Origin of the sequence: Butyricimonas hominis, assembly GCF_014287455.1 — a bacterium.
In the GTDB taxonomy this organism is placed as follows: domain Bacteria; phylum Bacteroidota; class Bacteroidia; order Bacteroidales; family Marinifilaceae; genus Butyricimonas; species Butyricimonas muris.
In genome coordinates this window covers 131322-156534 of the sequence record NZ_JACOOH010000001.1, presented here as the reverse complement: position 1 = coordinate 156534, position 25213 = coordinate 131322, and the positions used below count along the sequence as shown (strand labels likewise).

Genomic DNA, 25213 nt, shown 5'->3' with positions numbered 1-25213 from the left:
AAAGATGAAAAAGATATTCGTTTTGATGTTGGTGCTTTGTTGCACCCGGATGCTTGTTGCCCAAGAGTTTACGGCAATTAAAGGAAAGGTCGCGGATCGGTGGTTGCCGCAAGTCAAATTATACGAAACCATTGATGGTGCACCCGTGGTATGCGCTGTGGCTAAAGTGGAACCCGATGGCAGTTTCGGTTTTCTGGTGAAACCGAAAAAGCCCGGTTTTTATGTGTTGGGAGAAGACGAGAAGATGAATTTCCCTGTTTACGTGAAAGGAGGAGAAGAGATTAACATCGAGTTGCGGGAGAATAAAGCTACTTTGACGGGTAAGAATACAAAAGAGAACGTGCAATTGTATAAGTGGCAAGAATATGCTTATAATATTTGGTTGAAAAGTGTGTTCTTTCAGAAGATTATTTCTACCTATGAAGATTTTTTCCCCGAGTACGAGAAATTTGTCGATGGGTTGCCGGCATTCAAAGCAAACGTGAAGAGCGGTAATAAAGTTTTCGATGCGCTCCTTAAAGAGTGGATAGATTATTCGGCGGATTATTACGGTATAGTGTTTCTCTACACGCCTCGCACGAAACATCCGAAAGTATCCGATTACCCGGCATATTATAACCAGATTGTAAATCCCGAGAAGTTTGCTGATGAGAGCGTGCTGGCCTTTCCGAACGGGACTACTATGTTGCGGTTGTACGCGATTTTTGCCTCGAATCAAAAAAATGTCGCTCCTTCCGACAAGGCGGCTTACGAGCAAGCCTGTTTGGAGGCTTTGCCTAATGATCGGTTGAAAGGGGAGTTTGTTGTTGACCGTTTTTTCTCACAATATCGTACTTACGAGGAGTATCTCGATGGGATGAATAAATTCGGGAAATATTGGCTATCACCTTCTTTAAAGACCCGTGCCGAGGCTGTCGGAACTAAACTATACCAAACCCGTTCCGGGGGGATAGCTGCTGATTTCACCTATCCGGATGTGCGGGGCAAGAATGTGTCCTTGTCCGATTTTAAGGGGAAGGTCGTGTTGATCGATGTATGGGCGACATGGTGCGGACCTTGTAAGCAAGAGATTCCTCATTTGAAAAAACTCGAGGAGGAGATGAAAGGAACCGATGTCGTTTTCTTGGGCGTATCGGTGGATGAAGCCAAAAATAAACAGAAATGGCTCGATTTTATTGAAAGCGAGAAATTAGGTGGTATTCAGGTGTTTGCCAACGGTTGGAGTAAGATAACCAAGGATTACCGTATTAACGGGATTCCTCGTTTTATCGTGATTGACCGTAAAGGAAACGTGGCGTCGTTCGATGCCCCTCGTCCCTCGAACCCGGCTTTGAAAAAGATGTTGGAAATGGAATTGAAAAAATGAGTCTATAAGGTCCATAAAGTTTATAAGGTCCGTAAGGTCGATGGACCCCTGCGGGACACTTTGCTTACGGCGGTGAAGCTGCCGATAAATATAGTCCGAAGGACATCTGTGATTTTACGGACTTTATAGACTTTACGGACTCATAAAAGTTTGATTATCATGAGAAGGATTGGTGTATTATTGGCACTTTTGTCGTGTTGTGCTTTTCTCTGTCCGGGGCTTTGGGCGGGAGAGAAGGGGAAACGGCGTATTCAATCACGGGAGCAGAGTGTTTTCGCGGAAGTGAAGGGATTGGTCAGTCGCGACAAAATGCAGGAAGTCGGTTTGTATGAAGCGGTAGACGGGGGCGAGACTTTGATTAGCAAAACCCGTGTCGGCGCGAATGGTTGGTATGGTTTTGCCGTGGAGGTTGCCACTCCCGGTTTTTATACCGTGGGAGGGGAGAAAACGAGTGAGCGTATTCGTGTTTACTTGGAGGCAGGGATGAACGCGGAGGTTAATATTCTGGAAGATTCTCTCGTTATTACCTCTCGTAATTCTCCTGAAAACCTGTTGCTTGCCGAATGGGAAGGCTTGTTTGAGCCTGTCCGTCGTAGGGTGGATCACATGGATTATATTTTCTTTACTTATAAGGAATTATTCCCGTATTATATGGAATTTTTGCCTCAGACCGAGGCTTTTAAGTCAAAGATTCATTGTCGGAATCGTTCGTTTGCGGAATTGCTAAAGCAGACTGTGGATTATGATGTTGAATATTTTGCCTTGCGCGCCTTGACCGCAATCAAGATTGATCGGGTGGTGAGGAAAGGGTGTCGGCCGACTTTGGATGAGTATCCGGTTTATTATAAAACTTTGGTAACGAAAGATAAATTGAAAAATGCGGATTTGCTGAAACAACCTTATGGGACCGATTATCTAGAAAAATATACAACCCTTGCGTTACAGCTGGAAAATCGAAAGAGTACGATTGCCGATCAATTGAGATGGGTGCCTTGTGATTTGTTGAAGGCAGAAATTGTGTTGCGGCATGCCGGGCGGGCAAAGACGTACGAGAAATACGATGAAATTGTCACTTACTTTGCACGTTATCTGACCACCGAGAGTCATCACCGGCGTATGGATGAACTCAGTGCAAAACTTTACGTGGGGAACAAGGGTGACAAGGCGGCAAATTTCACTTATCCCGACCGGAATGGTAAAATGGTTTCTTTGTCTGATTTCAAGGGAAAAATCGTGGTGGTTGATGTATGGGCGACGTGGTGCGGACCTTGCCGGAAAGAGATTCCCGCTTTGATAAAATTGGAAAAAGAGATGCACGGGAAAGATGTCGTTTTCATCGGGGTTTCCGTGGACGAGAAGAAAGACCACCAGAAATGGCTGGAAGTTCTCGACAAGGAAGGGCTGGAAGGCGTACAACTTTTTGCCGACGGGTGGAGCCAGATCGTGAAGGATTACAAGATTAAAGGCATTCCCCGTTTCATGGTTTTCGACCGGGAAGGCAATGTGATTATGATAGACGCTCCCCGTCCTTCCGAACCGGCGTTGAAAGCGTTGCTGGAGAGGGAATTGGATAAATAGGAAAATAACTTAACAAGAAAATATCATGAAGAGGATAGTTATATTGTGTGGTATCGTTTTGTGTTTTATTCAACTGAACGCGCAAGAGAAAGGAGTACAGTTTCAAGACCTAACTTTTCAGGAGGCTTTGGATAAAGCGAAAGCGGAAGACAAACTGGTTTTCATGGATTGTTATACCAGTTGGTGTGGTCCCTGTAAACATATGTTGAACACGGTGTTCGTTTTGCCCGAGATGGGCGAATTTTTCAATGATCAGTTTATTAATGTCAAGTATGATATGGAGAAGGGGGAAGGGCCTCGGTTACGGGGAAAATTTCGTATCACCGCTTACCCCACCTTTTTGATTCTCCGTCCCGACGGCACTTTGCAACATCGTATCGTGGGTGCGCGGAAAGGGACGGATTTTCTGGAATGCGTGAAGCGGGGTGCGAAAGAGGAAACTTCCCAATTTTATTTGGACGAACTCTATCGGCAAGGGAATTTGAGCAAGGAACAACTTCCCTCTTATCGTGTAGCCTTGAAGGACGCGAAAAGAAATGCCGAACTGAAACATATCACCGGGGAAGAGTTTAAACAACTCTCTGACGTGGAGAGGTGTTTGTCCCAATACTGGTATCTTTACGACCAAGATGAGATCACCTTTGAGGACGAGAGATTTGTTTATTTGATAGCCCACAAGACTGAATTTGACAAACAGGTGGGGAAAGAGATCGTGGATAAGAGAATATACGATAGTTATTTTCAAAGATTGGCGGCTCTTAAAGCTAACGTTCCGGTTTCAGCGTCGGTTGCCTTGATAAAAAGACAGATTGCTTCCGTTGATTTCGAGAAAAAGGAGGAGATTGTTTTATCTCTTCGCTACGTGGAAGCCCGTAATAGTCAGGATATCGATGTTTTGCTCGATATCATGGAAAAGAGTTTGCGGGCTTTGCCTCGTGCTTTCCTGTGGCAGGCTCCTTTCTTGGATTTTATTGTTAAGGAAGGGAGCCGGAAACAGGTAGACCGCTATATAGGCATGGAGAATGAAATGGTTGAGGCGATGGATAATGAACCTTTGAAAAAGGCTGTAAAGGAAACATTCGCTAAATATCGTTCTGGTCGAATCGATAATTGATTTATATATGATAGGTATGAGAAAAATATTGATGATGTTATTGTTGTCCTTCGCCTGCTGGGGTGTTATGCGGGCACAAGATACCTTGGCTGTCGTTTCGGGACGAGTGGAAGGGGAGAATCCGGTGATGTTGGTTATCCAACGGCAAATGGGGATGTCCCAACGATTACTGGAAGTTAAGGTACAGGGGGATTATCGTGAATCCCTGACCGTCAAGGAGCCGATGATTGTTTCTCTTTCCTTGGGCAGGCAAACTATTTCCAATACCGTTTTCTTGACACCGGGTGCAAAGCTCGAGGTGGATTTTTCTCGTGAGGATAAGTTCGGAGGTACACACGCCGGAATCAATAATTTGTTGTCACGCTTGTTTACCGACGAGTATCAACCGAAAACCTCCGGTTTGAAGGAGTACTCCCGGGGGTATGCGGAAGCATTGGTTCGTGCTTATCAAGGGCGCGTGGAACAAGTCGAAGCCTCCGGACTCTTGCCGGAAGAACAAAAAGTCGTGCAAGGGGTTGCCCAGTACCAGTTGTTGCGAGATATGTATATGATGATTGATCTCTCGAAGGCTTTCGGGAAGGCTTTTGCCGCCCCGGAGGTCGATACCGATTACAGCGATCCTCTTTTGAATATCGATTGGCTACCCGAATTGGTGTTTGCCGGGGATTGGTTTCCCGTTTTTCAAGAATGGTTGTTTGCCCAAGTGCAAACCGGAAAGCTCAAAATAGGTTCCCGCGAGAGCTATTTGAACGATATGGCTGCCGCTATAAAAAACGAGGAGTTGCGGGAAGCTTATTTGCTGGGGGCACTTTGGAGAGAAGTGCTGCGGGGAAACGTCAAAGACTTTGGGGAACGGCTGAAAAAAGCAACCGAAATTGTGAAGTCTAAAGACGGGAAGGAGCAATTGAAGGCTTACGCCGAGCGGTTGGCCGAAAGTACTTATCCCGCCATGGAAGGTGTGGATTTGAGTGACTATGGATTCCCCAACGAAAAGGGGGATACCGTCTATCTGTCCGACTTCAAAGGCAGGTACGTCTTTATTGACCTTTGGTCTACCGGTTGTAATCCCTGCGTGGCGGAAATCGCCTATGTCAAACGTTTGGAGCAGCGCTTGGCCTCTCTTCCCTTGGCTTGGGTGTCTATCTCTTTGGATTCCAATGCAGATGCATGGCGGGCTTTCATGAAACAAAAAGGCATGACTGGGGTACAATTATTGTGCACCCGCTCCCGTAAGCATCCTTTCATGCAACGTATGGCTGTCAATGGTATTCCCCGCTTCATTATCTTGGATCCTGACGGAAAGGTTTGGGACGCTTCTTCCCGCCGCCCCTCTGATCCGGTGCTGGGGGAATTGTTGCTGAAGGAGTTGAAATAATAGGTGATATTAGATTATTTTTAATTGGATAGTCGTATTCTTTGTTGGAGTAAAAAAGCAGGGGCTGTTCAAAAATGAATTGACAGCCCCTGTTTTATTTCTTTGAGTATTTTACTTGGGATTATTTCCCGCGGATTGCGGTAATACCCGGTAATTCTTTTCCTTCGATGTATTCGAGCAATGCACCGCCTCCGGTGGATACGTAACTCACTTTGTCGGCAAGCCCGAATTGGTTGATGGCAGCCACGGAGTCACCGCCGCCGATGAGCGTGAAGGCGCCTTTGGCGGTAGCTTTCACGATGGCGTCAGCGATTGCTTTCGTTCCCACGGCGAATTTAGGCATTTCGAAAACTCCCACGGGACCGTTCCAAAGGATGGTTTTGGATTCCTCGATGATTTTCGAGAACGTGGCGATGGTTTCCGGACCGATGTCCAAGCCTTCCCAGCCGTCGGGTATTTCCATGGAAGATACCAATTGTGTGTTGGCGTCGTTGCTGAAAGCATCGCCGGCGACAGTGTCGGTAGCTAACACGAGGTTTACACCTTTTTCTTTGGCAATTTTCATGATTTCAAGAGCCAAGTCGAGTTTGTCATCTTCGCAGATAGAGGTTCCGATATGACCGCCCAAGGCTTTCTTGAACGTGTAGGTCATTCCGCCACCGAGGATGAGGTTGTCGACCTTATCCATTAAGTTCATGATGATGTCGATCTTGGAAGATACTTTTGAACCACCCATGATAGCGGTGAACGGGCGAACGGGATTGTGCATCACTCTGTCAACACTTTCCAATTCTCCCTTCATCACGTAACCGAATAGTTTGTCATTCGGGAAGAACTTGGCGATAACGGCAGTAGAAGCATGAGCGCGGTGGGCGGTTCCGAATGCATCGTTGATCCACACGTCGCCAAGGGAAGCCAGTTTTTGAGCAAAGCCTTCGTCGCCTTTCTCCTCTTCTTTGTAGAAACGGAGGTTTTCCAACAAGAGTACTTCGCCGGGTTTTAGCGCGGCAGCCTGCTCTTTCGCGCTTTCGCCGATGCAGTCATCCGCGAATTTCACGGGAACACCCAGTAATTCTTCCAGATGTTTCAAGATATGTTTTAGTGAAAATTTGTCTTCGGGTCCGTTTTTCGGGCGTCCGAGGTGGGACATCAAGATGACGGAACCACCGCCTGCCAACACTTTTTTGATCGTGGGAACGGCTGCCCGCATGCGGGTATCGTCGGTGATCTCGAATTTGTCATTTAACGGCACGTTGAAGTCCACGCGGATAAGTGCCCGCTTGTTTTTAAAGTTGTAATTATCAATTGTCTGCATAGCAATTGTTATTTTAATGAATAGATTACTTAATTGACAGATAAAGATACGTATAAAATTATATCAAAATGAAAAAACAGGGACGAAAATTTGCATCAGTCAAGGAAAATGCAGATTTTTACCACCCGTATAAGATGTTACGGATTTGCAGGTAAAAAGGTTAGCCTGATGAATACCGGTCGTGTGTATCGATGCGCGAAGACAGTAGTCTGTAGCCGTTACGAAAATAATGCAGTATGAGACGAAATGGCATTTTGTTGCTTATAGGTCTGTTTGTTTTCTTGATCTTGCAAGGGTGCCGGAGAAGCGAGAAAGCTAAAATGGAGGAGTTGTGTGACGAGTTGAAGAACTCTGTCATGATGACGCCTGTGTTTGATTCATTGGTTGAGTCTTCCGCGAAGTTGCCTAAGTTTCTGCGGGCAAAAGTGTTATTGGTGGCGGGAACGAATTATTCCATGAAGACGGAACAACTTAAAAAAGCGAAGGAGTATTTGCAGGAGGCAAACCGGCTCGGGTCACGGGAGGTGAAGAACAGAGCGACTTTGGAACTGGTGCGACTGTACGGGACTCTCGTGTTGCGAGATGATTGCGTGGAAGAGGCGATTCATTTTATAGGCAGGGCAAATTCAAAGGTGGTGTTTGTACAGGAGGAAGAGGCGGAGTTCTATTTTTTAAAAGCACGGTTTTACAAGGCGATAGATATTGAACGGGCGTTTGGCGCTATCGAGAAAGCGATAACGATGTACCGGGGGATGGGGGATACGAAGGAGGAGATTGAGATGTGGTGTTTTAAGGCAACGCTTTACGGGGTGTTGGAGGAGTTTGAAGAGCAATATGCTTGTTATGAAGAGGCCTATCGGTTGTTGGGAAAAGTGAGGTATAAAAAAGATGTACGTCCCTTTTTCGAGCAAATGGCGGCGAGCTTGAAGAGATTGGGACGTTACGATGAGGCGTTGCGTTTGTACGGGGCGGTTTTGAAGAATTTGCCGGATACGGCCGGTCTCGGGCGTTACGGGATACAGGTGGCTGAGGCTTATACCGGATTGGGAAGACACGCGGAGGCTAGGGTAATATTGAAAGAGGCATTGAGAGAGGAAAAACGACCGGGGCTGCGTAATACGTTGTTGGGGCGAATTGCCGACTCTTTTTTGAAGGAGGAAACGCGTGATTCCGCCTTGGTTTATTTTAAGTCCGCGATAGATTTATATGATCAATATGCCCGGGAGAAAGGCTTAAGGACACCCAGAGTGAGTTTCAAAAACCATTTGAATTATGCCCGTTGTTTATGGGATAACGGGGAACAGGCGGAGGCTTTGGAGCATCTTGAACAAGTAAGTCGAAGAGAGGCGGAGACGCCGGAAAGTCTGCGGGCGCAGATGGACGTGTTGGAGCAGTTGTGCGAGTATTATGCACATCTGGAAGGAAAGGCGGAATTGCACGAGGCATTCCGTCGGCATGATTCGATAATGGATCTGTATCAAGTGTTGAACGAGGAGGGGCGTTACAGGAACGTGTTGCAGAATTACAAGAATCGGAAGTTGCTTCAAGAGATCGAGGCCATGAGTCAAAAGCAGGAGGAAACGAATTGGTGGTTGATATTCGCGTTGGTCGCGACGATAGGGGTGCTTGGCGTGCTTATGGTTTACACGTGGATTGTGTGGGTAAAAATTCGGAATAAAAAATGATATAATATATAGGTATGATGGATAAGCACGAGATGTTTATGCGGAAAGCTTTGGAAGAGGCTAAACTGGCGGAAGAGGAAGGGGAAATTCCCGTGGGTGCCGTGGTGGTATGCAAGGATCGGGTGATAGCACGGGCACATAATCAAACCGAACGGCTGAATGACGTGACGGCGCACGCCGAAATGTTGGCAATAACGTCGGCAACATCTATGTTAGGCGGAAAATATTTGAATGACTGTACGCTTTACGTGACTATGGAGCCTTGTGTGATGTGCGGTGGGGCGTTGGCGTGGGCGCAATTAGGCGAATTGGTTTACGGGGCTGCCGATCCGCACCGGGGATATGCCCGGCTTACCCCTTCGGTGTTGCACCCGAAGACGAAAGTCAGCGGAGGCGTGCTGGCGGAAGAGTGCGGGGATTTGGTGAAGGAGTTTTTTGCAAGAAAAAGAGAACGGTAGCCTGTGCGCGTGCTAACGCTATTTATGATTTATGATTTAAGATTTACTGATTCTGTGATTTCCGATCGGGTAATTTCATTTTCCATTTTCAATTTTCCATTTTCAATTGTTTTGTTGTACATTTACCAATCGAATTTGCAAAGACAATCGTAAATCTTAAATGGATTAGTTTCATGGGAAGTTTTGATATAAGAAACGGGAGCGTACCTGATGGTGAGAAGGAGCTGGAGAAAGCGTTACGGCCTCTGAGTTTCGGTGATTTTCGGGGACAGAAGAAAATTGTTGAGAACTTGGAGATTTTCGTGCAGGCTGCCAAGATGCGGGGTGAATCGCTTGATCATGTCCTGTTGCATGGACCTCCCGGGTTGGGAAAAACAACTCTGTCGGCAATTATAGCCAACGAGTTGGGTGTGGGGATAAAGATTACTTCCGGTCCGGTGTTGGATAAGCCGGGAGATTTGGCCGGGTTGCTGACCAATCTGGAACCGAATGACGTGTTGTTTATTGATGAAATTCATCGGTTGAGTCCGATCGTGGAGGAATATTTGTACTCGGCCATGGAGGATTTCAAGATCGATATCATGATTGATAAGGGGCCTGCGGCTCGTTCGGTGCAAATTCAATTGAGTCCGTTTACCCTGATTGGGGCGACAACTCGTAGCGGGTTGCTGACAGCCCCGTTAAGGGCTCGTTTCGGGATTAACAGCCATCTGGAATATTATGATCTGGACGTGTTGACCGGAATCGTGGAGCGCTCTGCCGCCATATTGAGGACAAAGATCACGAGTCAGGCATCCAAAGAAATCGCAACCCGTAGCCGGGGTACGCCTCGTATAGCGAACGCTTTGTTACGTCGGGTGCGTGACTTCGCGATGGTGAAAGGGAACGGGGTGGTGGATCACGAGATTACCACGTATGCTTTGGAAGCGTTGAATATCGATAAGTTCGGGTTGGATGATATGGATAATAAGATATTGTTGACGATTATCGATAAATTCAAGGGAGGTCCCGTGGGATTGACCACGATTGCCACGGCGGTGAGTGAAGATCCGGGTACATTGGAAGAGGTGTACGAGCCATTTTTGATCAAGGAAGGATTTTTGAAGCGGACACCCAGAGGTAGAGAGGTCACGGATTTGGCTTATAAGCATTTAAGAAAAGATAGAAGGAAAGATGATTGGCAAGCAACACTTTTTTAAGTGTAAGTTGTTGAACCGTTGAGTGTTTTTAGAAGTTTCACAAATGTTAAATATTAAGTACGAGTGCTGAAAATGGCGTTGTTTTATGAATTTGATAAAAATTGATAGAATGTCAAATAGTTATAGTTTAGTTAAATTTTATTAAGCGTGCTAATTGTTAAAATCGAATTGTTAAATTTGCATGTATGAGAAAGCAACAGATAATCATATTAGGGATTGTGTTTGGCATTTCTTTGCTGGGGTTGGTTATTCTCCAAGCGAGTTACTTCCAGACGGCTTACGATGTGAAAAGAGAGCAATTCTTTTTCACGGTGAACCGTGCCATGGATGAAGTCGTCGATTATATCCGCCAGAAAGAAGAGTCGGGGAGATTTGTGCAGGATCAGAATTTGTTGCAGGCAAAAAAGTCGGGACTCGTGCTGAATGCACCCACGTATATCGATCCCAAGCGTTTGGTGGCGTCAAAGAATGATGTTGCGTTGATGTTGGGGTCAACTTTAGTTTCGGTGGACGACGATTCTGACGTGCAGGATATAAGCGATTTCGTGGGAAGTAAGTTTAAAGAGGATAATCTGGAAACTTCTATTTTGAAATTGCGGCAAGCGCTTAAGGAACGCACGGGAGAAGATTACAAATTAGTGCCCGAGGGGAAAGAGGATAAACATCAGATTGAAGGTCGGGTGGATTTGGACAACCTGTACGGTTTTATCGGTAATACGTTGAAAGATGCGGGGGTGCGCTCCCGTTTCGAGTTCGGTATAAAAGAGAATGGTAAGTTTATATTGAGTTCCGCCAATTTTTTGAGTCAGGCGTCCGATGTCACTTTTAACCGGAAGATATTCCCGGGTGAGGTAAATTCTGCCGTGTTGTACTTGAAATTCCCGGATGCTTCTTCCGACACGGCGGGTTCGCTCTGGATGATATTGCCGGGATTGATTATCACGATCGTGATTGTCTTTTGTGGGGTGTTCTGCCTAATTGTCATTGTACGGCAGAAAAAGTTGTCAGTGATCAAGAATGATTTTATTAATAATATGACACACGAGTTCAAAACGCCGATTGCCACGATCTCTTTAGCATCCCAGATGTTGAAAGACGGTGCGGTGACGAATACTCCGGATTCGGTCGATAGGATAGCGACGATTATCCGTGACGAGAGCAAGCGTCTGACCTTCCAAGTCGAGCGTGTGTTGCAGACCGCTTTATTCACGGAAACCCGGATGAAGCTGAAGTTGAAGAATATTAATATGAATCAACTGATAGAGGATTTGTTGCCTAAATTCAGTTTGCGCGTGGAAGATAAAGGCGGAAAGTTTTCGGCTTATTTGGAGGCGGAGCAGGATGAGGTGCTGGCGGATGAGGTACATGTAACAAACGTGATTTCTAATTTGGTGGATAACGCTATTAAATATTGTGTAAAACCACCGGAAATTACCATCTATACACGTAATAAAGATAAAGAAATTGTAATAAGTGTGATCGATAATGGCATAGGAATTGCTAAGAAAGATCAGAAGCTAATCTTCGAACGATTCTACCGGGTGTCAACAGGAAATTTGCATGACGTGAAAGGTTTCGGCTTGGGACTGTCATACGTGAAGAAAATTGTTGAGGCTCACGGTGGAAGGATTGATGTGGAAAGTTCCCCGGAAAAGGGTAGCTGTTTTGATATTATTTTACCATTAACTGTAAAAAAGCAAAAGATAAAGAGAACCTTATTTTTCTAATTTCGTATATTTTTTCAGACAAATTAGAAAAGAGAATAATGAAAATCAACACGAATTATTAAAAACAACATAGCTATGGATGAGAAAATTAAAATTTTATTGGCAGAGGATGACACCAATCTGGGTATGCTTCTTAAAGAGTATTTAAGAGCTAAAGGTTTTGAAACTATTTTATGTGAGGATGGAGAAATCGCGTATGAAACGTTCTTGAACGAACCGTTTGATATTTGCATTTTCGACGTGATGATGCCTAAAAAAGATGGATTTACACTAGCAAAAGAAGTAAGGCAGATTAATAGCGAAATTCCAATTATTTTCTTGACAGCTAAATCAATGAAAGAGGACGTGTTGGAAGGATTCAAACTGGGTGCCGACGATTATATGAGCAAACCTTTCAGTATGGAAGAGTTATTGCTTCGTATCGAGGCCGTGTTGAGAAGATCAACCGGGTTGAAACCTGAAGACGAGCAGGAAATCTTTAAAATTGGTAAATTGACCTTCAATTCCAAGAAACAAACTTTGTTTGACGGCGAAGAAGAACAAAAGCTGACTACAAAAGAATCAGAGTTGCTCCGTTTATTGTGCTTGAATGTAAATAAAGTGCTGGAGAGAAACTATGCTTTGAAAAATATCTGGGCTGATGACAATTACTTTAATGCCAGAAGTATGGATGTTTATATCACGAAGTTGCGTAAGCATTTGAAGAAAGATCCGTCAGTGGAGATCATCAATGTTCACGGAAAAGGATATAAATTGATTCTTTGATGATATTAAGAAGGGTTCTTGAGGAACCCTTTTTAAGTTACAGGTTGACAGGTTGCAGGTTACAAGTTCGAGAAAAAACTTGTGGTTTGCAACCTGTTAATTTGTGACTATTTTTTACCTTTGTAGGGAATGTATAATATGGCTACTGGGGTAGCGTTAATTTTAAATAAGATGAAAATAGGGATAGCATGTGACCATGCGGGTTACGAGTACAAAGAGAGATTAGTGAAATATCTTCGGGAGAAAGGACATGAAGTAAAAGATTACGGGACACACTCCACCGAGAGTATGGATTACCCGGATACGGCACACCCGTTGGCTTTTGCCGTGGAAGCGGGAGAACACGAGAAAGGGATTGTGTTGTGCGGAAGTGGTAACGGTATTTCCATGACCGTGAACAAACATCAGGGAATCCGTTGCGCTTTATGCTGGAACACGGAACTTGCCGCTTTGGCACGCCAGCATAATAACGCTAACGTGGTGAGTATCCCCGCCCGCTTTATCGCTTACGAGGAAGCACAGGCGATAATAGATACATTTCTTGCTACCGGTTTTGAAGGCGGTCGCCACCAGAGGAGGATAGAGAAGATTCCGGTGAAGTAATTTGTGATTTTAGATTTACGATTTATGATTGAAGGAAATACTTGAATCATAAATCGTAAATCTAAAATCATAAATCATTAAATTCTGCACATATCCACCGGTGTTTCCTTTTGGGCATCGGTGACGGCGAGGGTAGTCATGTAAACGATGTCCCTTACGCTGCATCCCATTTGTAAGATATGCACGGGTTTGTTCAAGCCCAATAGCACGGGACCGATGATCTCGTTGTTGCCGAGTTCTTGCAGTACGCCCAAGGCGATGCTACCGGAACTGAGGTTCGGGAAAATAATGGTGTTTACATCCTTGTCTGCTAACGGGGAGAAGGGATAACGGGCTTGTCGCAGCTCTTTGTTGAAGGCAACGGAAGCGGACATCTCCCCGTCCACGAGTATCTCCGGGTATTTGCGTTGCAGGACTTCCACGGCTTCTTGTATCTGTGCCGGGCTTCCCAGTTTGTACTCGCCGAAATTGGAATAAGAGGTAAGTGCCACCACGGGTTCCACGTTGAATTGTTTCACCGCCTCGTAAGTCAGGACGGTAACACATTCCAGCGTGTCGGCTGACGGGTGACTGTTTACCGTGGTATCAGCCAGAAAATAGGTTCCTTTTTTGTTCGTGACGATATGCATACCCACGGCATATTTGCAGCAAGCCCGCAGACCGATGATATCCTTTGCCGCACGAAGCACGTCATGATAGTCGGAATGAACACCGGAAATGAAGCCGTCGGCATCACCGGATTCCACCATCATGAGTCCGATGAAGTTCGGGTTTTTCATGCCTGTTCTGGCTTGTTCCAGAGTCACTCCTTTGCGTTGTCTTTTCTCGTAGTAAAGTTGGGTGTAACGGGTTATTCTTTCGGTTTCCCGGGCGGGATCGAATATCGTGAATTCCGGCAGTTCCAGTTTGTATTGCTTTTGCAGGGCTTTGATCTCTTCGCGGGAGCCGATGAGTATCGGGTATGCTATCTGTTCGGAGAGGATTTCCTGTACTGCCATGAGGGTTTTGATGTCGGCACCTTCCGCGAAAACGATGCGTTTGGGATTTGTTTTTGCCTTGCGTGTCATTCTCCGCATTAAACGTTCGTCTTGTCCCATCCTTTTTTCCAGTTGATCCTGATAGGTTTCCCAGTCGGTGATTTCCTTGCGTGCAACACCCGATTCGATGGCGGCTTTTGCCACGGCGGGTGCAATCCGGCTGATAAGACGGCCGTCCAAAGGCTTCGGGATGATGTAATTCCTGTCGAATGCCAGTGAAGGATCGTTGTACGCCATTTTCACGTTCTCGGGCACGGGTTCTTTGGTCAGTTTTGCCAGAGCGTAAGTGGCAGCTAATTTCATCTCCTCGTTGATTCCCCGGGCTTGCACGTCGAGTGCACCCCGGAAGATATACGGGAAGCCGAGTACGTTGTTGATCTGGTTCGGGTAGTCCGAACGTCCGGTGGCGAAAATGATATCGGGGCGGCTGTGAATGGCTTTCTCGTAGCTGATTTCCGGATTCGGGTTTGCCAAGGCGAAGACGATCGGGTCTTTTGCCATGCTTTGGATCATTTCCTCTGACAGAATATCTGCCACGGAAAGTCCAAGGAACATGTCAGCCCCGACGAGAGCCTCTTGCAATGTGCGTGCGGAAGTTTCCACGGCGAATTCTTCTTTCTCGGCATTGAGTCCCGCCCTGCCGGAGTAGATGACTCCTTTGCTGTCGCACATGAGCATATTCTCTTTCTTTACCCCGAGAGCTTTGTACAGGCGGGCACATGAGATTGCCGCGGCTCCGGCGCCATTGACAACCACGCGGACGGTGTCTATCTTTTTGCCGTTCAGTTCAAGCGCATTGAGTAGGCCGGCAGCCGAGATGATTGCCGTGCCGTGTTGGTCGTCGTGCATCACGGGGATATCCAGTTCCTCTTTCAGGCGGCGTTCGATCTCGAAACACTCGGGAGCTTTGATGTCTTCCAAGTTGATTCCACCGAAGGTCGGGGCAATCATTTTGACCGTTTCGATGAATTTGTCAACGTCTTTCGTGTCTACCTCGATATCGAATACATCGATGTCGGCGAATATTTTAAATAACAGGCCTTTCCCTTCCATAACGGGTTTACCGGAGAGGGCCCCGATATCCCCCAAGCCGAGTACGGCGGTTCCATTGGAAATGACTGCCACAAGATTACTTTTGGCGGTATATTTGTAAGCGTCGGTCTGGTTCTTCTGGATTTCCAGACAGGGCTCGGCTACCCCCGGGGAATAGGCTAATGAAAGGTCATATTGAGTGCTATGTGGCTTAGTGGGAATGACTTCTATCTTTCCCGGTCGCCCCATGGCATGGTAATGCAAGGCTTGTTTTTTGTCCATTTTGTTCATGTTGTTGCTTATTTTAATAGACCGTAAAACTATTTAGACTTAATACAAATAACAAGGTGTTGAATGTTAATAAAAAGTTAAAGTTTAAATATTAATCGAGGTTAAAAGAAGTTATTATTAATTTAGCAAATTATAAACTAGGCAGGCTAGATGATGGGTAAATTTGGTGGTATATTGTTGGTGATGATTTGTTTGATGTGGTGTTGTAATACCCGCAAAACTGTCATGGAGTTGAATTTGGTCGGTACTTCCGGGATGAAACCGGAGTTAGTGATGAACGGAAGCGAGCGTGTGATAGACGTGAACGAGATGGGGTATGCCAAATTGGTCATGCAAGAGGGTGAAAACGGGTATGCTACTTTGAGGTACGGGAAAGACCGGATTCCTTTATTTATAGAGGATGGGAAATCATTGGTCGTTTATGTGTACGGAGACCACGCGAAAGGAAATACGCGTTTCGAGGGAACCGGGGCTTCCAAAACAATTTATTTGAACAGTCTGGAATCGAGGAATAAGTCCTTCGAGTATGAGTTGGATGGGGAAGAGTTTTTGCAACAACTGAAGGAGCATGTGGCAGAACAGATTTATTATCTGGATACGATGGAGTTTGACGAGGCTTTCAAGGATATGGAGCGTAACCGGATAAAATTTTCGGCTTACACGGTGTTGGAAAATTATCCGTTGTATCACGCGTGGAGCACGGGGAATAAGGATTATCAGCTTGATACGTCCTATCTTGACAGTGTCAAAGGGTTTATAAAGGAAGACGAGAAATTGTTGGTATTGAAAGAATACCAAGAGGGTATGGCTTCTTTGGTTTCGGTAATCAGTACCTCCCGGTTGAAAGAGTATGACGCTTACAAACGGGTGATGGCACAATTCGATTACGTGATTCACAATCTGACAAACAGTACGTTGATAGAATTTCTGATCGATCATTACGCTTATAATTATTTGTTGGGTGCGGGAGTGGACGAACACATGGGAACGATCTTGAGAACGTATGACACGTACGTGAAAGACGTGAAGATGCGGCAGCGTTTCTATGACGGGTACGAGCGATGTATGAAGATCGTGTCCGGTAGGCCGGCTATGAATTTCGTGTTCACGGATATGGCGGGGCAGGCTTTCAGACTGGATGATTTCCGGGGGAAATATCTCTTTATCAACGTGTGGGCGACATGGGGAGTACCCTGTCGGGCGGAAAATGTTTATTGGGAGAAGTTGGAAAAAGAGTTCGAGAACGAGAATATCGTGTTTATTGCCGTTGCCTGTGATAAAGACCGTGCCATGTGGGAGAAACGGGTACGAGAGAACCCGAAGGGCGAGGTGCAATTGTACATGGGAAGCGATCGTTCCTTTATGGACTTTTACATGATACGGGGGATCCCGCGGTTTATACTGATCAGTCCCGACGGGCGGATTATCGATTCAGATATGTCCCGTCCATCGAATCCCGAAACGGCGAAGGTATTGCGCGCTTATCTGAAAAGTAGCAAGTGATTTTTATTTGAACCACTGGGTCACATCCTCGTTTTTCAGGATGTGGATGATAGTTTTGCCGTCGGCCGTGTAATTCGGGTGTCGGCAAGAGAAGAGGTTGTCAAAAAGATCACTCATTTCTTGTCTGTCCAGCGGGGTGTTATAGTCCAGTGCGGCGGCTTTTGCCAAAGAGAGAGCGATTCGTTCCCGCATCTTGTCCCGGATGGAACCTTCCGTGTTCTTGTAATGCTCGATCAGGCTCATCAGAACTTCTTTCCCTCGTGAGGTCGATAAGTCGGGAGGTGTAGAATATATGGCATAACAATTTTTCCCGAATTCTCCCAGCTCGAATCCTAAAAGCATGAGATCGTCGAGAATGTCTTTCACGAGCATGAAATCTTCTGCCGATAATTCCAGTGTTTCGGGAAACAGGCTTTTCTGTCCTCCCGCGGCTTGGTGGGACAATGTTTCCTTGTAACGCTCGAACAGGATGCGTTCGTGTGCCCGTTTCTGATCGATAAACATGAGTCCGGAATGAACAGGGGTCACGATGTAACGACCTTTCATTTGCACGAATGAGATGACGCCCTCGTGCTCTTCCTGTTTTTCCGCCATTTCCGGGATTTCGGTTTGGATTTCTTCCTGTTTATCCTCCAGTCCGGCAAAGAGGGCGTCCCAATTAGCGGGCACCTGTTCTTTGCGGTGGTGCTCGTACTCCCGTTGGCTACCGCCCCCGCTGCTTCCGCTCGTTCTCGCTTTTTGTTCGAAATCCGAATCCTCTTTTGAAATGGAGGTGGAGTAGTTAAACGGGTTATAGTTCGGGTTATAGCTTACTTTTGGTACTTTCGGCACAATTGGGGTGTCGGGTAGCACGAAGTCTACTTTGTCCGCCGTGTCAAAATCGATGGTCGGGATCACGTTGAATTTTCCCAATGCTTCCTTGACACTGGCAAGGATAATCTGGAAAATAGCACTCTCGTCCTGAAATTTAATTTCGGTTTTGGTCGGATGTATATTGACGTCTATAATAGACGGGTCTACCGTGAAATACAAGAAATACGAGGGGATCATGTCTGCGCTGATCAGTCCCGCGTAGGCTTCCGTGAGTGCCTTGTGGAAGAAGTTGTGCTTCATGAAGCGGTCGTTCACGAAGAAATATTGTTCCCCGTAAGTTTTACGGGCATGTTGCGGCACGCAGATAAAACCGTTGATGGTGACAATACCGGTTTCGCAATTCACGGAGAGTAGTTTAGAATTGATCGCCTTGCCAAAGGCGTTCACGATACGTTGCCGTAGTCCGGATGCGGGAAGATTATATATTTCATTCCCGTTGTTTGCCAAGGTAAATGCCACTTCGGGCGTGGCAAGGGCTACCCGCAGAAATTCGGTCGTGATGTTACGCAATTCGGTGTTGTCCGATTTCAGAAATTTCCGGCGGGCGGGGATCGTGTAAAACAAGTTTTTCACGAGCATATTCGTTCCGCGGGGACAACTGATGCTTTCCTGATTCTTTAACTCGGAATCGGCGACAAAAAGATAAGTTCCCAGCTCGTCTTCTTCCCGACGGGTACGTAATTCCACTTCTGCCACCGAAGCGATAGAGGCAAGGGCTTCTCCGCGGAACCCCATGGTGCGTATGTTAAATAAGTCTTGGGCGCAAGAGATTTTGGAGGTGGCGTGTCGTTCGAATGCCATACGGGAATCTCTCGGCGACATTCCTTTGCCGTCGTCGATGATTTGAATGAATCCTTTTCCCGCGTTCTTTAATATTACCTGAACCTTTGTCGCTCCTGCGTCAATGGAATTTTCCATCAATTCTTTCACGACGGAAGCCGGACGTTGCACGACTTCTCCTGCGGCAATCTGGTTTGCCACTGAATCGGGTAATAATTGAATAACATCTGCCATACCTGCGCTCCTAGAAGAATTTCATGATTACATCCAGCTTGTAGGTCACCAGATAAAAAGCAACCATGAGCAGGATAATTAATATGAGAAACAAACGTGTGGAGTATCCTAATCCAGCCTTTGGACGTGTAGCTCTCTTTTTATTAAATTCCCGTTGTAATCCGGCACGCACGTCGGGGACGTATTCCGTTCCGTTTTCAGCGAGCCCCAGTTCGGCACGGATACGTTTCTCCCGTTCTTTACGGGCTTCCGCTTCGGGGTCCCAGTAACGGGGTTTCAGATTGAAGCGTCTGTATTCCGGTTGTTTAAATAGTCCCATGGTTCATTCTCCTCTTTAATTGTTTATTTTTTCGTTTGCTTGGCGGATTTCCCGAAACTGCGGGCAACCCACTTGGGTACGATAAACGCTCCTATAAACAGGTAAGGGTAGTAGCTGATGAGTCTCCAGAGAATGGCCATCGCGATGGCAACTCCCGCGCTCGGTAGAAATTCCCCGAGATACTTGGAGAAAACAAATTCTGCGAAACCACTACCTCCCGGTGTAGGGCTGACCAACATCATGATCCACATGACAAGTTGTCGTGCAAAGATAAGAAAATGTTGCGCCCAATCATAGCGTCCGAACCAAAAAGCTACAAGAATGGCGTTCACAACCCAGTAACGGGCAGTCCACGAGAAGAATGTAGCCCCGAAGGTTTTTAACCAGAAGGAGAAGGGCATCTTTCGCAATTCACGGGAATTACGAATAATGTCGGTTCCCGCCTCGTTGGCATCGTGACGCCATTTGCGAAGAATCCGCCATTTGAATAATTTCATGATCAACCATTTGAGGCCCCGGGGATTTTTGAATAACCCGTAACTCAATATGAGGAGGTAGGCTAATTTCACCCCGTAACCGATGGCCGCGAAAGCGATCAAGCTGTCCGCGACCGCCTTGGTCGTGTCGGGCATATACCACAAGGCTTGATGGTTCACGCATAAAAGGATGATCGGGAACATGATGATAAAGTACAGTTCGTCGAGAAAGGAGGTTGCCATGACCATTGCCGAGCTTTTCCCGACACCGATACCTTCCTTGTGCACGAAGAGGATGGCGAGGCTGGTTCCCCCGATGGCAGAGGGGGTGACCGCCGAGGTAAATTCCCACAGGAAGATGACGCGGAGTGATTGTATCCACGTGAGTTTATCGCCCGAAAGTACTTTGATTCGTACCACGTACCCGAAATCCCGGATTGCCATGCAGAGCACAGCCACGAACAGCCAGAACACGGTGTTCCATGTGAAGGTGATCATGTCGAATGCTTTCGGGTCGAATTCCCGGTATAGCATGTAGGATACCACCGCCAAACCGATGACGATGGGGTATATGATCTTGTAAGGCCTGATTTTCTTTGTTAGTTTCCGGTTCTCCTCCGTGCTCTCCTGTGCCATAACTTCGTTCGTTTATTTTTGGCTAAATTACGAAATTGTATTTTACGCGGCAAGCGTATTTGTTCTTTTCGTCAGATCTTCATGGTAACGTTTGTTTACAGCCCGATGGATAAAGTACATGTAGGGTAAACCGAGATTGGTTTCCAGAAGTGAATTTACTACAATGGTCATGAAGCTGGGATTGCGTATACCCGTTACCAGAAGCACGAACTCCCACGCGAATTGCACTAGAATGCCAATGGCGAGTATCCAGACGATGTTGATTTTTTGGCTTTCGTCTTTGGTCTTTATATTATGTATGCAGAGTATGGCGTAGCCGACAAATAGGATTAATGCCATAATACCGTGATACGCTCCGGTTCCCCGCGATATGGATATCGGGGCGAACCCGCCCCCGAAGTTCTGGCTGAGAAGCGAGCAGGTGAACCATGAGGCGATGATGAGTATCGACCATTCGAGAGCCCTTTTATCCCGGTCGAGCCAAAGCCAGATCCACACGAAGTTCGTGAAACCGTAACTCATGCTTAACCAGAGCAAAAACCAAAAGGGATCAGCTCCTTCTACCGAACGGGTACCCAAATAAAGATAGAAATAGCCATAATCGACTATAAAATAGAGCACTCCGGCAAGTAACCCCACGATAATGGCAAGGTGTCTTTTGGTGTAAACAAGGGTTGCACCCAAGAAAAGTAGGAAAGCGAAGTCCAGATACATGTAGAGAGCGTTCATCGAACGTGCTGCAATAACTTCCATTTTGTTGTTGTTTTAGGTTTTACGGGAAATAATTGCAGCATATTCTGTGCCAATTTTAGATTCAGACAAGTCGATATGTCTATACGGGTGATTGGGAAGCAGATGCGCGAGGGGGTATGTATTATATTAAAAGAATGCACGGGAGAAACTGAAAAGTATTGTGTGTGGGTTTCTCCCGTGCGAGGATCGGCGTTTAACTAAACCAAAAAAATCATGGCTTATGAAGTCACAAATATAAGAATTAAATTTGAAAACAAGATAAGAATATTCTCAATTGTATGCTGTGCGGCTTGATTTACGACAAAATGGTGTTATCTTGCGTCATTACCGCGATACCCGAGGATACAATAATTCCGAGAAAAGATGTTTGTATCATTTGTTTCTGTTACGATTGTTAATTTTCATGATTCCATTGTTGGAAGTTGATGCTTTTATTATGATATGGAATTTTGTGTATAGTTAGGCTATGGTGACTTTGATTGGAAGATAATGGATGAACTCTGATTCTTGATTTTAGGATGTCATTTTATTACAGTGGTTTACGATAAAGTAGAAAAAAATAACAACAATTTGTTACAACCGAAAGAATTAATACTTATATTTGTAGTGCTCGAATGAAATAAAGAACGCTAGTTGCATAAGAAGGGTTAGCCTCCGGTATGCTATTAGCGTTCTTTTTTTATTTCATCGAGCAAACGATTTAAGAAAAGAGACCGGAGGCTCTTTACAAGTAAGGGCATACGTTACATATAAAGATATTGTTACAATTTCCGTGACAATTTTTTTTGAAAATTTCAGTTTATAGGGGTAGGGCCGTGATGGTGACCTGCCCCACTTTTTATTTATCGCTTTTGGTATTCAGTTATCGTATTATGTGTGATCTTGGCGGCAGTGTACCCGTCAGGTTGTACCGAGGATAGCATGGGAGATAATAACACGGTGCTTTTGTTCGTGTTGGAGTATTGTCGACTTCGCCGGAAGATAAGTTCGAGAGTTACGAACAATTGCAGGTTATGGCGAAGAAGATTAGGAAGAGGTTGATCGGGAATGCGGGTAGAGGAAACGTGTTGTTGAGATGTTTGGATTGTGCGTCGATAGAGATAGAGTCGGAATGGAAAAAGGATATGAAGTGCTTGAAATGGATGTTTGACACGAAAACGGGAGAACGGAATTTACAATCTAAGTAATAGATAAGAAACGGGAATTTTTAATTTAGTTGTAATCTCTTTGATTAATCTTTCGGCCAGAGTGTATTTTTCTTCTTTGGTTTTACACACTTTGATTCCTCGTTCTATTTTTGGGATTCGATCAACTTGTTTTTTTTAGCAATCCTTATTTTCATTTTTTCCTGTTTTTTTTAATGTCATTCCAAAACCTAAAAAGAGAACAGAAAAATCCGAAAACAGCACTCAAGGTGTAATTAGTTGATTTTCAGTATTTTTAACCCTGTTTGTGGAGAATATCGGAATCGAACCGACGACCTTTTGAATGCCATTCAAACGCTCTAGCCAACTGAGCTAATTCCCCGTTTGCGGATGCAAATATAGATAAATTATTGAAAATAGAAAATTCTTGGATACGAATTTTCCGGGTGGTGAAGTAAACTTTTGATTTACATTTGGTTTATTCCGCCTAATGTCGTGATGTAAATGGGTAATACTTGAGTTGTAATGTGGTTGTGCGTTTGTTGTATACACAGTGTAGAGATGCTTCGGGGTATATCTATGGCGGATCAATAACGGTAGAACATCGAATGAAGGAGCCTACTTTAGGGGAAAGATGACCTTTATGTTCGGGATTTTTCTTTTCGGTTAGTTGATAGGTGGTTGCGGGGTTATGTGGTATATTAGGATTCGGATAGAATCCGAAGAGAACCCGTGGAATTCCCGTATCAAACACGTATCACTTTCGAATCACTCCCGCATCAAAGGCGCTTGGGAGTGTTTTTGATGCGGGAATGTTCAGGGTGTGGTGTAGGCGTGTGTACTGATTAGGCCGGATTCTGTGCGGGACATCGGTAGCTTGAAGGTGTGTTCATGTCTTGAACGGGGGTGTTTATGAAAACACGTGGGCTCTTTATGAAAAATGGTTGGAGAAAGGGTCAGGCGGGTAGTATCTTTGTATTGGAGAAGTTCTTTGACATGTTGATTGGTATTTATATTTGGAAATGTGTTTCGTGATTTGCTTATTATTGTTACATTTGCCTTCCAAAATTGGCGTAAATGAGTACAGTAGAGAAGGAACGGGATTATTTTTCACGAATGCAGCAAGGTGATAAATGTGCGTTTGAGTATTTTTTTAAAACGTACGTGGATATGTTGTATGCTTATGCTATGGGTTTTTGCCGGGATCAGGACGTGGCGGAAGATTTGGTGCAGGAGGCTTTCGTGCGTTTTTGGACGATGCGGGAGAAGTTGTCTTACTCGGAATCGATTTACGGTTATCTTCAACGAACGGTAAGAAATATATGCATTAACCAGAAAGTGCGTGAGCGAGTGGAGGAAAAATATCGGCAGGCGGTTTTACATTCCGACGAGGATGAATTTTGTTGGGAAGACGACGATGAACTGGAAGAATTGCGGCGGCAGTTGTTGGAAGCGATTGACCGATTGCCGGAGAAATGTCGGGAAATGTTTATTCTTAGTTGCGTGGAAGGGTTGAAGTATCAGGAGGTAGCTGACCAGTTGGGTGTTTCGATCAACACGGTAAAGACCCAAGTGCGTTTCGGGTATAAAAAATTACGTTCCGATTTGAATATTCCGGGAAAAGTATTGATTGTACTTTTGACTATTCTATTGAAATAGAGGTGTTCATCGTGATGAGGTAAATATAATTTGATTTTATTCTGAAAAAAATATCTTTTTCTTTCACCCTTTTTTCTTCTCATCTTGTTAATGGGGTATAAGATGAAGAAATGAAAGAAGAGAATACTGTTCATATTGAAAATATACTACGCCGCTTCCTTACGAAAGGGGAAGCGGTAAGGTGGGATGAACTGCGAAAGGAGTTGGGAAAGGATGAATATGCCCACGTGAAAAAGGAATTGCTTCGTTTGAGAGAAACCCGACTGGAGGCGAATCACGAGCGGATATGGGAAAAGATACAGGATGATTTGAGGCAGAAGACGAGGAAGCGGAAAATACTTCGTTTCGCGAGGTATGCCGCCGTGTTGATGCTTCCGTTAGCATTGGGAATATTGTTTTTGTTGTACCGGGAGGATGGGCAGATGCCGAAACTTGTCGCGGAGAATACTATCGCGGACACTACCGGTCTGCACGGGGCTTACTTGGTGCTGGACGGGGGGACAAAGGTGGAGTTGTCAAAACCTCACGTGGACACGATCCGGCGGGAGGATGGGAGCGCTTTAGCGGTAGATACGTTGGGAACGTTGATGTACAACACGGTGAAGGCTGAGAATCCCAAGTTGTCTTATCACACGATTATCGTTCCGAGGGGAGGAGAATACACGCTGGTGTTAAATGACGGCAGTCGGGTACGATTGAATGCTGATTCCGAGTTGCGTTTTCCGATAGAATTTGCTTCGGGGGAAAGAAAGGTATTCTTGAAAGGCGAGGGATATTTTGAGGTGCAACGGGATACGACACGCCCGTTCCGGGTGGATGTGCACGGGGATGCTATGATAGAGGTATTGGGAACGGAATTTAATATCAATGCTTATCCGGAGAACGGGCAAATTTTCACGACATTGGTGGAAGGGAGCGTGAAGGTTGCGGGTATGATGTCCGATACGGCTGTTGTATTACAACCTCGTCAACAGGCGGCTTTGTCGGGGGGAAATATCCGTGTGCGAGAGGTAAATCCGGAGGATTATATCACGTGGATTAATGGACGATTCTATTTTGAAAGAATGCCGTTGGAAGAGATATTGTTGCAACTGGAACGGTGGTACGACTTGCACGTGTTCTGGGCGAGCGAGGAGTTGAAGTCTTACGAGTTCACGGGAGCGGTTTGGAGAGATAATTCTATCCGGCAGACATTGGATATGATAGAGAAAACGACGGATGTTTGCTTCACGGTTTCCGGTCGCACGGTGACGGTGACAGCTTCATTATAAGGAAAAACGGCATCTGTTA

At 45.5% G+C, this 25213-nt stretch carries 20 protein-coding genes and 1 tRNA gene; 14 read left to right on the top strand and 7 right to left on the bottom strand.

The window, feature by feature from the left end:
* The first annotated feature begins 4 nt into the window (after positions 1-4).
* From H8S64_RS00605 to H8S64_RS00590, 4 genes are all read left to right on the top strand, one after another.
* Positions 5-1366 (top strand): TlpA family protein disulfide reductase, encoded by a 1362-nt coding sequence (locus H8S64_RS00605; protein ID WP_186974572.1) that lies wholly within the window; start codon positions 5-7, stop codon positions 1364-1366.
* Between the two features lie 159 nt (positions 1367-1525).
* Positions 1526-2944 carry a TlpA family protein disulfide reductase gene (locus H8S64_RS00600; RefSeq protein WP_186974571.1) on the top strand — a complete coding sequence of 473 codons (1419 nt, stop codon included), beginning with the start codon at positions 1526-1528 and terminating at the stop codon, positions 2942-2944.
* 25 nt (positions 2945-2969) lie between these two features.
* Entirely contained in the window at positions 2970-4058 is a 1089-nt protein-coding gene (locus H8S64_RS00595; protein ID WP_186974570.1) for a thioredoxin family protein, read from the top strand.
* A gap of 16 nt (positions 4059-4074) precedes the next feature.
* A complete protein-coding gene (locus H8S64_RS00590) occupies positions 4075-5433 on the top strand; it encodes a TlpA family protein disulfide reductase (RefSeq protein ID WP_186974569.1) in 1359 nt (452 codons plus the stop codon).
* Between the two features lie 121 nt (positions 5434-5554).
* Here the strand turns inward: H8S64_RS00590 and H8S64_RS00585 are convergent, their stop codons facing one another.
* Positions 5555-6748: a phosphoglycerate kinase gene (locus H8S64_RS00585; RefSeq protein ID WP_186974568.1), complete on the bottom strand. Its 1194-nt coding sequence runs from the start codon at positions 6746-6748 to the stop codon at positions 5555-5557.
* Positions 6749-6984: 236 nt separating this feature from the next.
* Here H8S64_RS00585 and H8S64_RS00580 point away from each other — a divergent pair, with 236 nt between their 5' ends.
* From H8S64_RS00580 to rpiB, 6 genes are all read left to right on the top strand, one after another.
* On the top strand, positions 6985-8433 hold the full coding sequence (locus tag H8S64_RS00580; protein ID WP_186974567.1) for a tetratricopeptide repeat protein: 1449 nt from the start codon (positions 6985-6987) through the stop codon (positions 8431-8433).
* Positions 8434-8450: 17 nt separating this feature from the next.
* Positions 8451-8891, top strand: coding sequence for a nucleoside deaminase (locus H8S64_RS00575; RefSeq protein ID WP_099291815.1), 441 nt, complete (start codon positions 8451-8453; stop codon positions 8889-8891).
* Between the two features lie 173 nt (positions 8892-9064).
* On the top strand, positions 9065-10090 hold the full coding sequence (gene ruvB / locus H8S64_RS00570; RefSeq protein WP_099290925.1) for a Holliday junction branch migration DNA helicase RuvB: 1026 nt from the start codon (positions 9065-9067) through the stop codon (positions 10088-10090).
* A 185-nt stretch (positions 10091-10275) separates the two neighbouring features.
* Positions 10276-11817: a sensor histidine kinase gene (locus H8S64_RS00565; protein WP_099290924.1), complete on the top strand. Its 1542-nt coding sequence runs from the start codon at positions 10276-10278 to the stop codon at positions 11815-11817.
* 75 nt (positions 11818-11892) lie between these two features.
* Complete coding sequence (gene rprY, locus H8S64_RS00560; protein ID WP_099290923.1) at positions 11893-12582, top strand: response regulator transcription factor RprY; 690 nt, start codon at positions 11893-11895, stop codon at positions 12580-12582.
* 171 nt (positions 12583-12753) lie between these two features.
* A complete protein-coding gene (gene rpiB / locus H8S64_RS00555) occupies positions 12754-13185 on the top strand; it encodes a ribose 5-phosphate isomerase B (RefSeq protein WP_186974566.1) in 432 nt (143 codons plus the stop codon).
* A 77-nt stretch (positions 13186-13262) separates the two neighbouring features.
* Here rpiB and H8S64_RS00550 read toward each other — a convergent pair whose 3' ends face one another.
* Positions 13263-15545 (bottom strand): NADP-dependent malic enzyme, encoded by a 2283-nt coding sequence (locus H8S64_RS00550; RefSeq protein WP_186974565.1) that lies wholly within the window; start codon positions 15543-15545, stop codon positions 13263-13265.
* A 150-nt stretch (positions 15546-15695) separates the two neighbouring features.
* Here H8S64_RS00550 and H8S64_RS00545 point away from each other — a divergent pair, with 150 nt between their 5' ends.
* Positions 15696-17048 (top strand): redoxin family protein, encoded by a 1353-nt coding sequence (locus tag H8S64_RS00545; RefSeq protein WP_186974564.1) that lies wholly within the window; start codon positions 15696-15698, stop codon positions 17046-17048.
* A gap of 3 nt (positions 17049-17051) precedes the next feature.
* Here the strand turns inward: H8S64_RS00545 and mutL are convergent, their stop codons facing one another.
* The 4 genes from mutL to H8S64_RS00525 are packed head-to-tail and all read right to left on the bottom strand — an operon-like array spanning position 17052 to position 21119.
* Positions 17052-18935, bottom strand: a complete 1884-nt coding sequence (mutL, locus tag H8S64_RS00540) for a DNA mismatch repair endonuclease MutL (protein ID WP_186974563.1) — start codon at positions 18933-18935, stop codon at positions 17052-17054.
* A 10-nt stretch (positions 18936-18945) separates the two neighbouring features.
* Positions 18946-19254, bottom strand: a complete 309-nt coding sequence (locus H8S64_RS00535; protein ID WP_099290919.1) for a hypothetical protein — start codon at positions 19252-19254, stop codon at positions 18946-18948.
* Between the two features lie 23 nt (positions 19255-19277).
* On the bottom strand, positions 19278-20366 hold the full coding sequence (locus H8S64_RS00530; protein ID WP_099290918.1) for a lysylphosphatidylglycerol synthase transmembrane domain-containing protein: 1089 nt from the start codon (positions 20364-20366) through the stop codon (positions 19278-19280).
* Positions 20367-20408: 42 nt separating this feature from the next.
* Positions 20409-21119, bottom strand: coding sequence for a hypothetical protein (locus tag H8S64_RS00525; protein ID WP_186974562.1), 711 nt, complete (start codon positions 21117-21119; stop codon positions 20409-20411).
* 1013 nt (positions 21120-22132) lie between these two features.
* Here H8S64_RS00525 and H8S64_RS00520 point away from each other — a divergent pair.
* Positions 22133-22306 (top strand): hypothetical protein, encoded by a 174-nt coding sequence (locus H8S64_RS00520; protein ID WP_186974561.1) that lies wholly within the window; start codon positions 22133-22135, stop codon positions 22304-22306.
* Positions 22307-22572: 266 nt separating this feature from the next.
* On the opposite strand, the gene H8S64_RS00515 is transcribed toward H8S64_RS00520, so the two are convergent.
* Positions 22573-22646: transfer RNA gene (locus tag H8S64_RS00515), tRNA-Ala, on the bottom strand.
* Positions 22647-23341: 695 nt separating this feature from the next.
* Here H8S64_RS00515 and H8S64_RS00510 point away from each other — a divergent pair.
* Entirely contained in the window at positions 23342-23923 is a 582-nt protein-coding gene (locus H8S64_RS00510; protein WP_099290915.1) for an RNA polymerase sigma factor, read from the top strand.
* 110 nt (positions 23924-24033) lie between these two features.
* Complete coding sequence (locus H8S64_RS00505; protein ID WP_186974560.1) at positions 24034-25194, top strand: FecR family protein; 1161 nt, start codon at positions 24034-24036, stop codon at positions 25192-25194.
* The last annotated feature ends 19 nt before the right edge of the window (positions 25195-25213 follow it).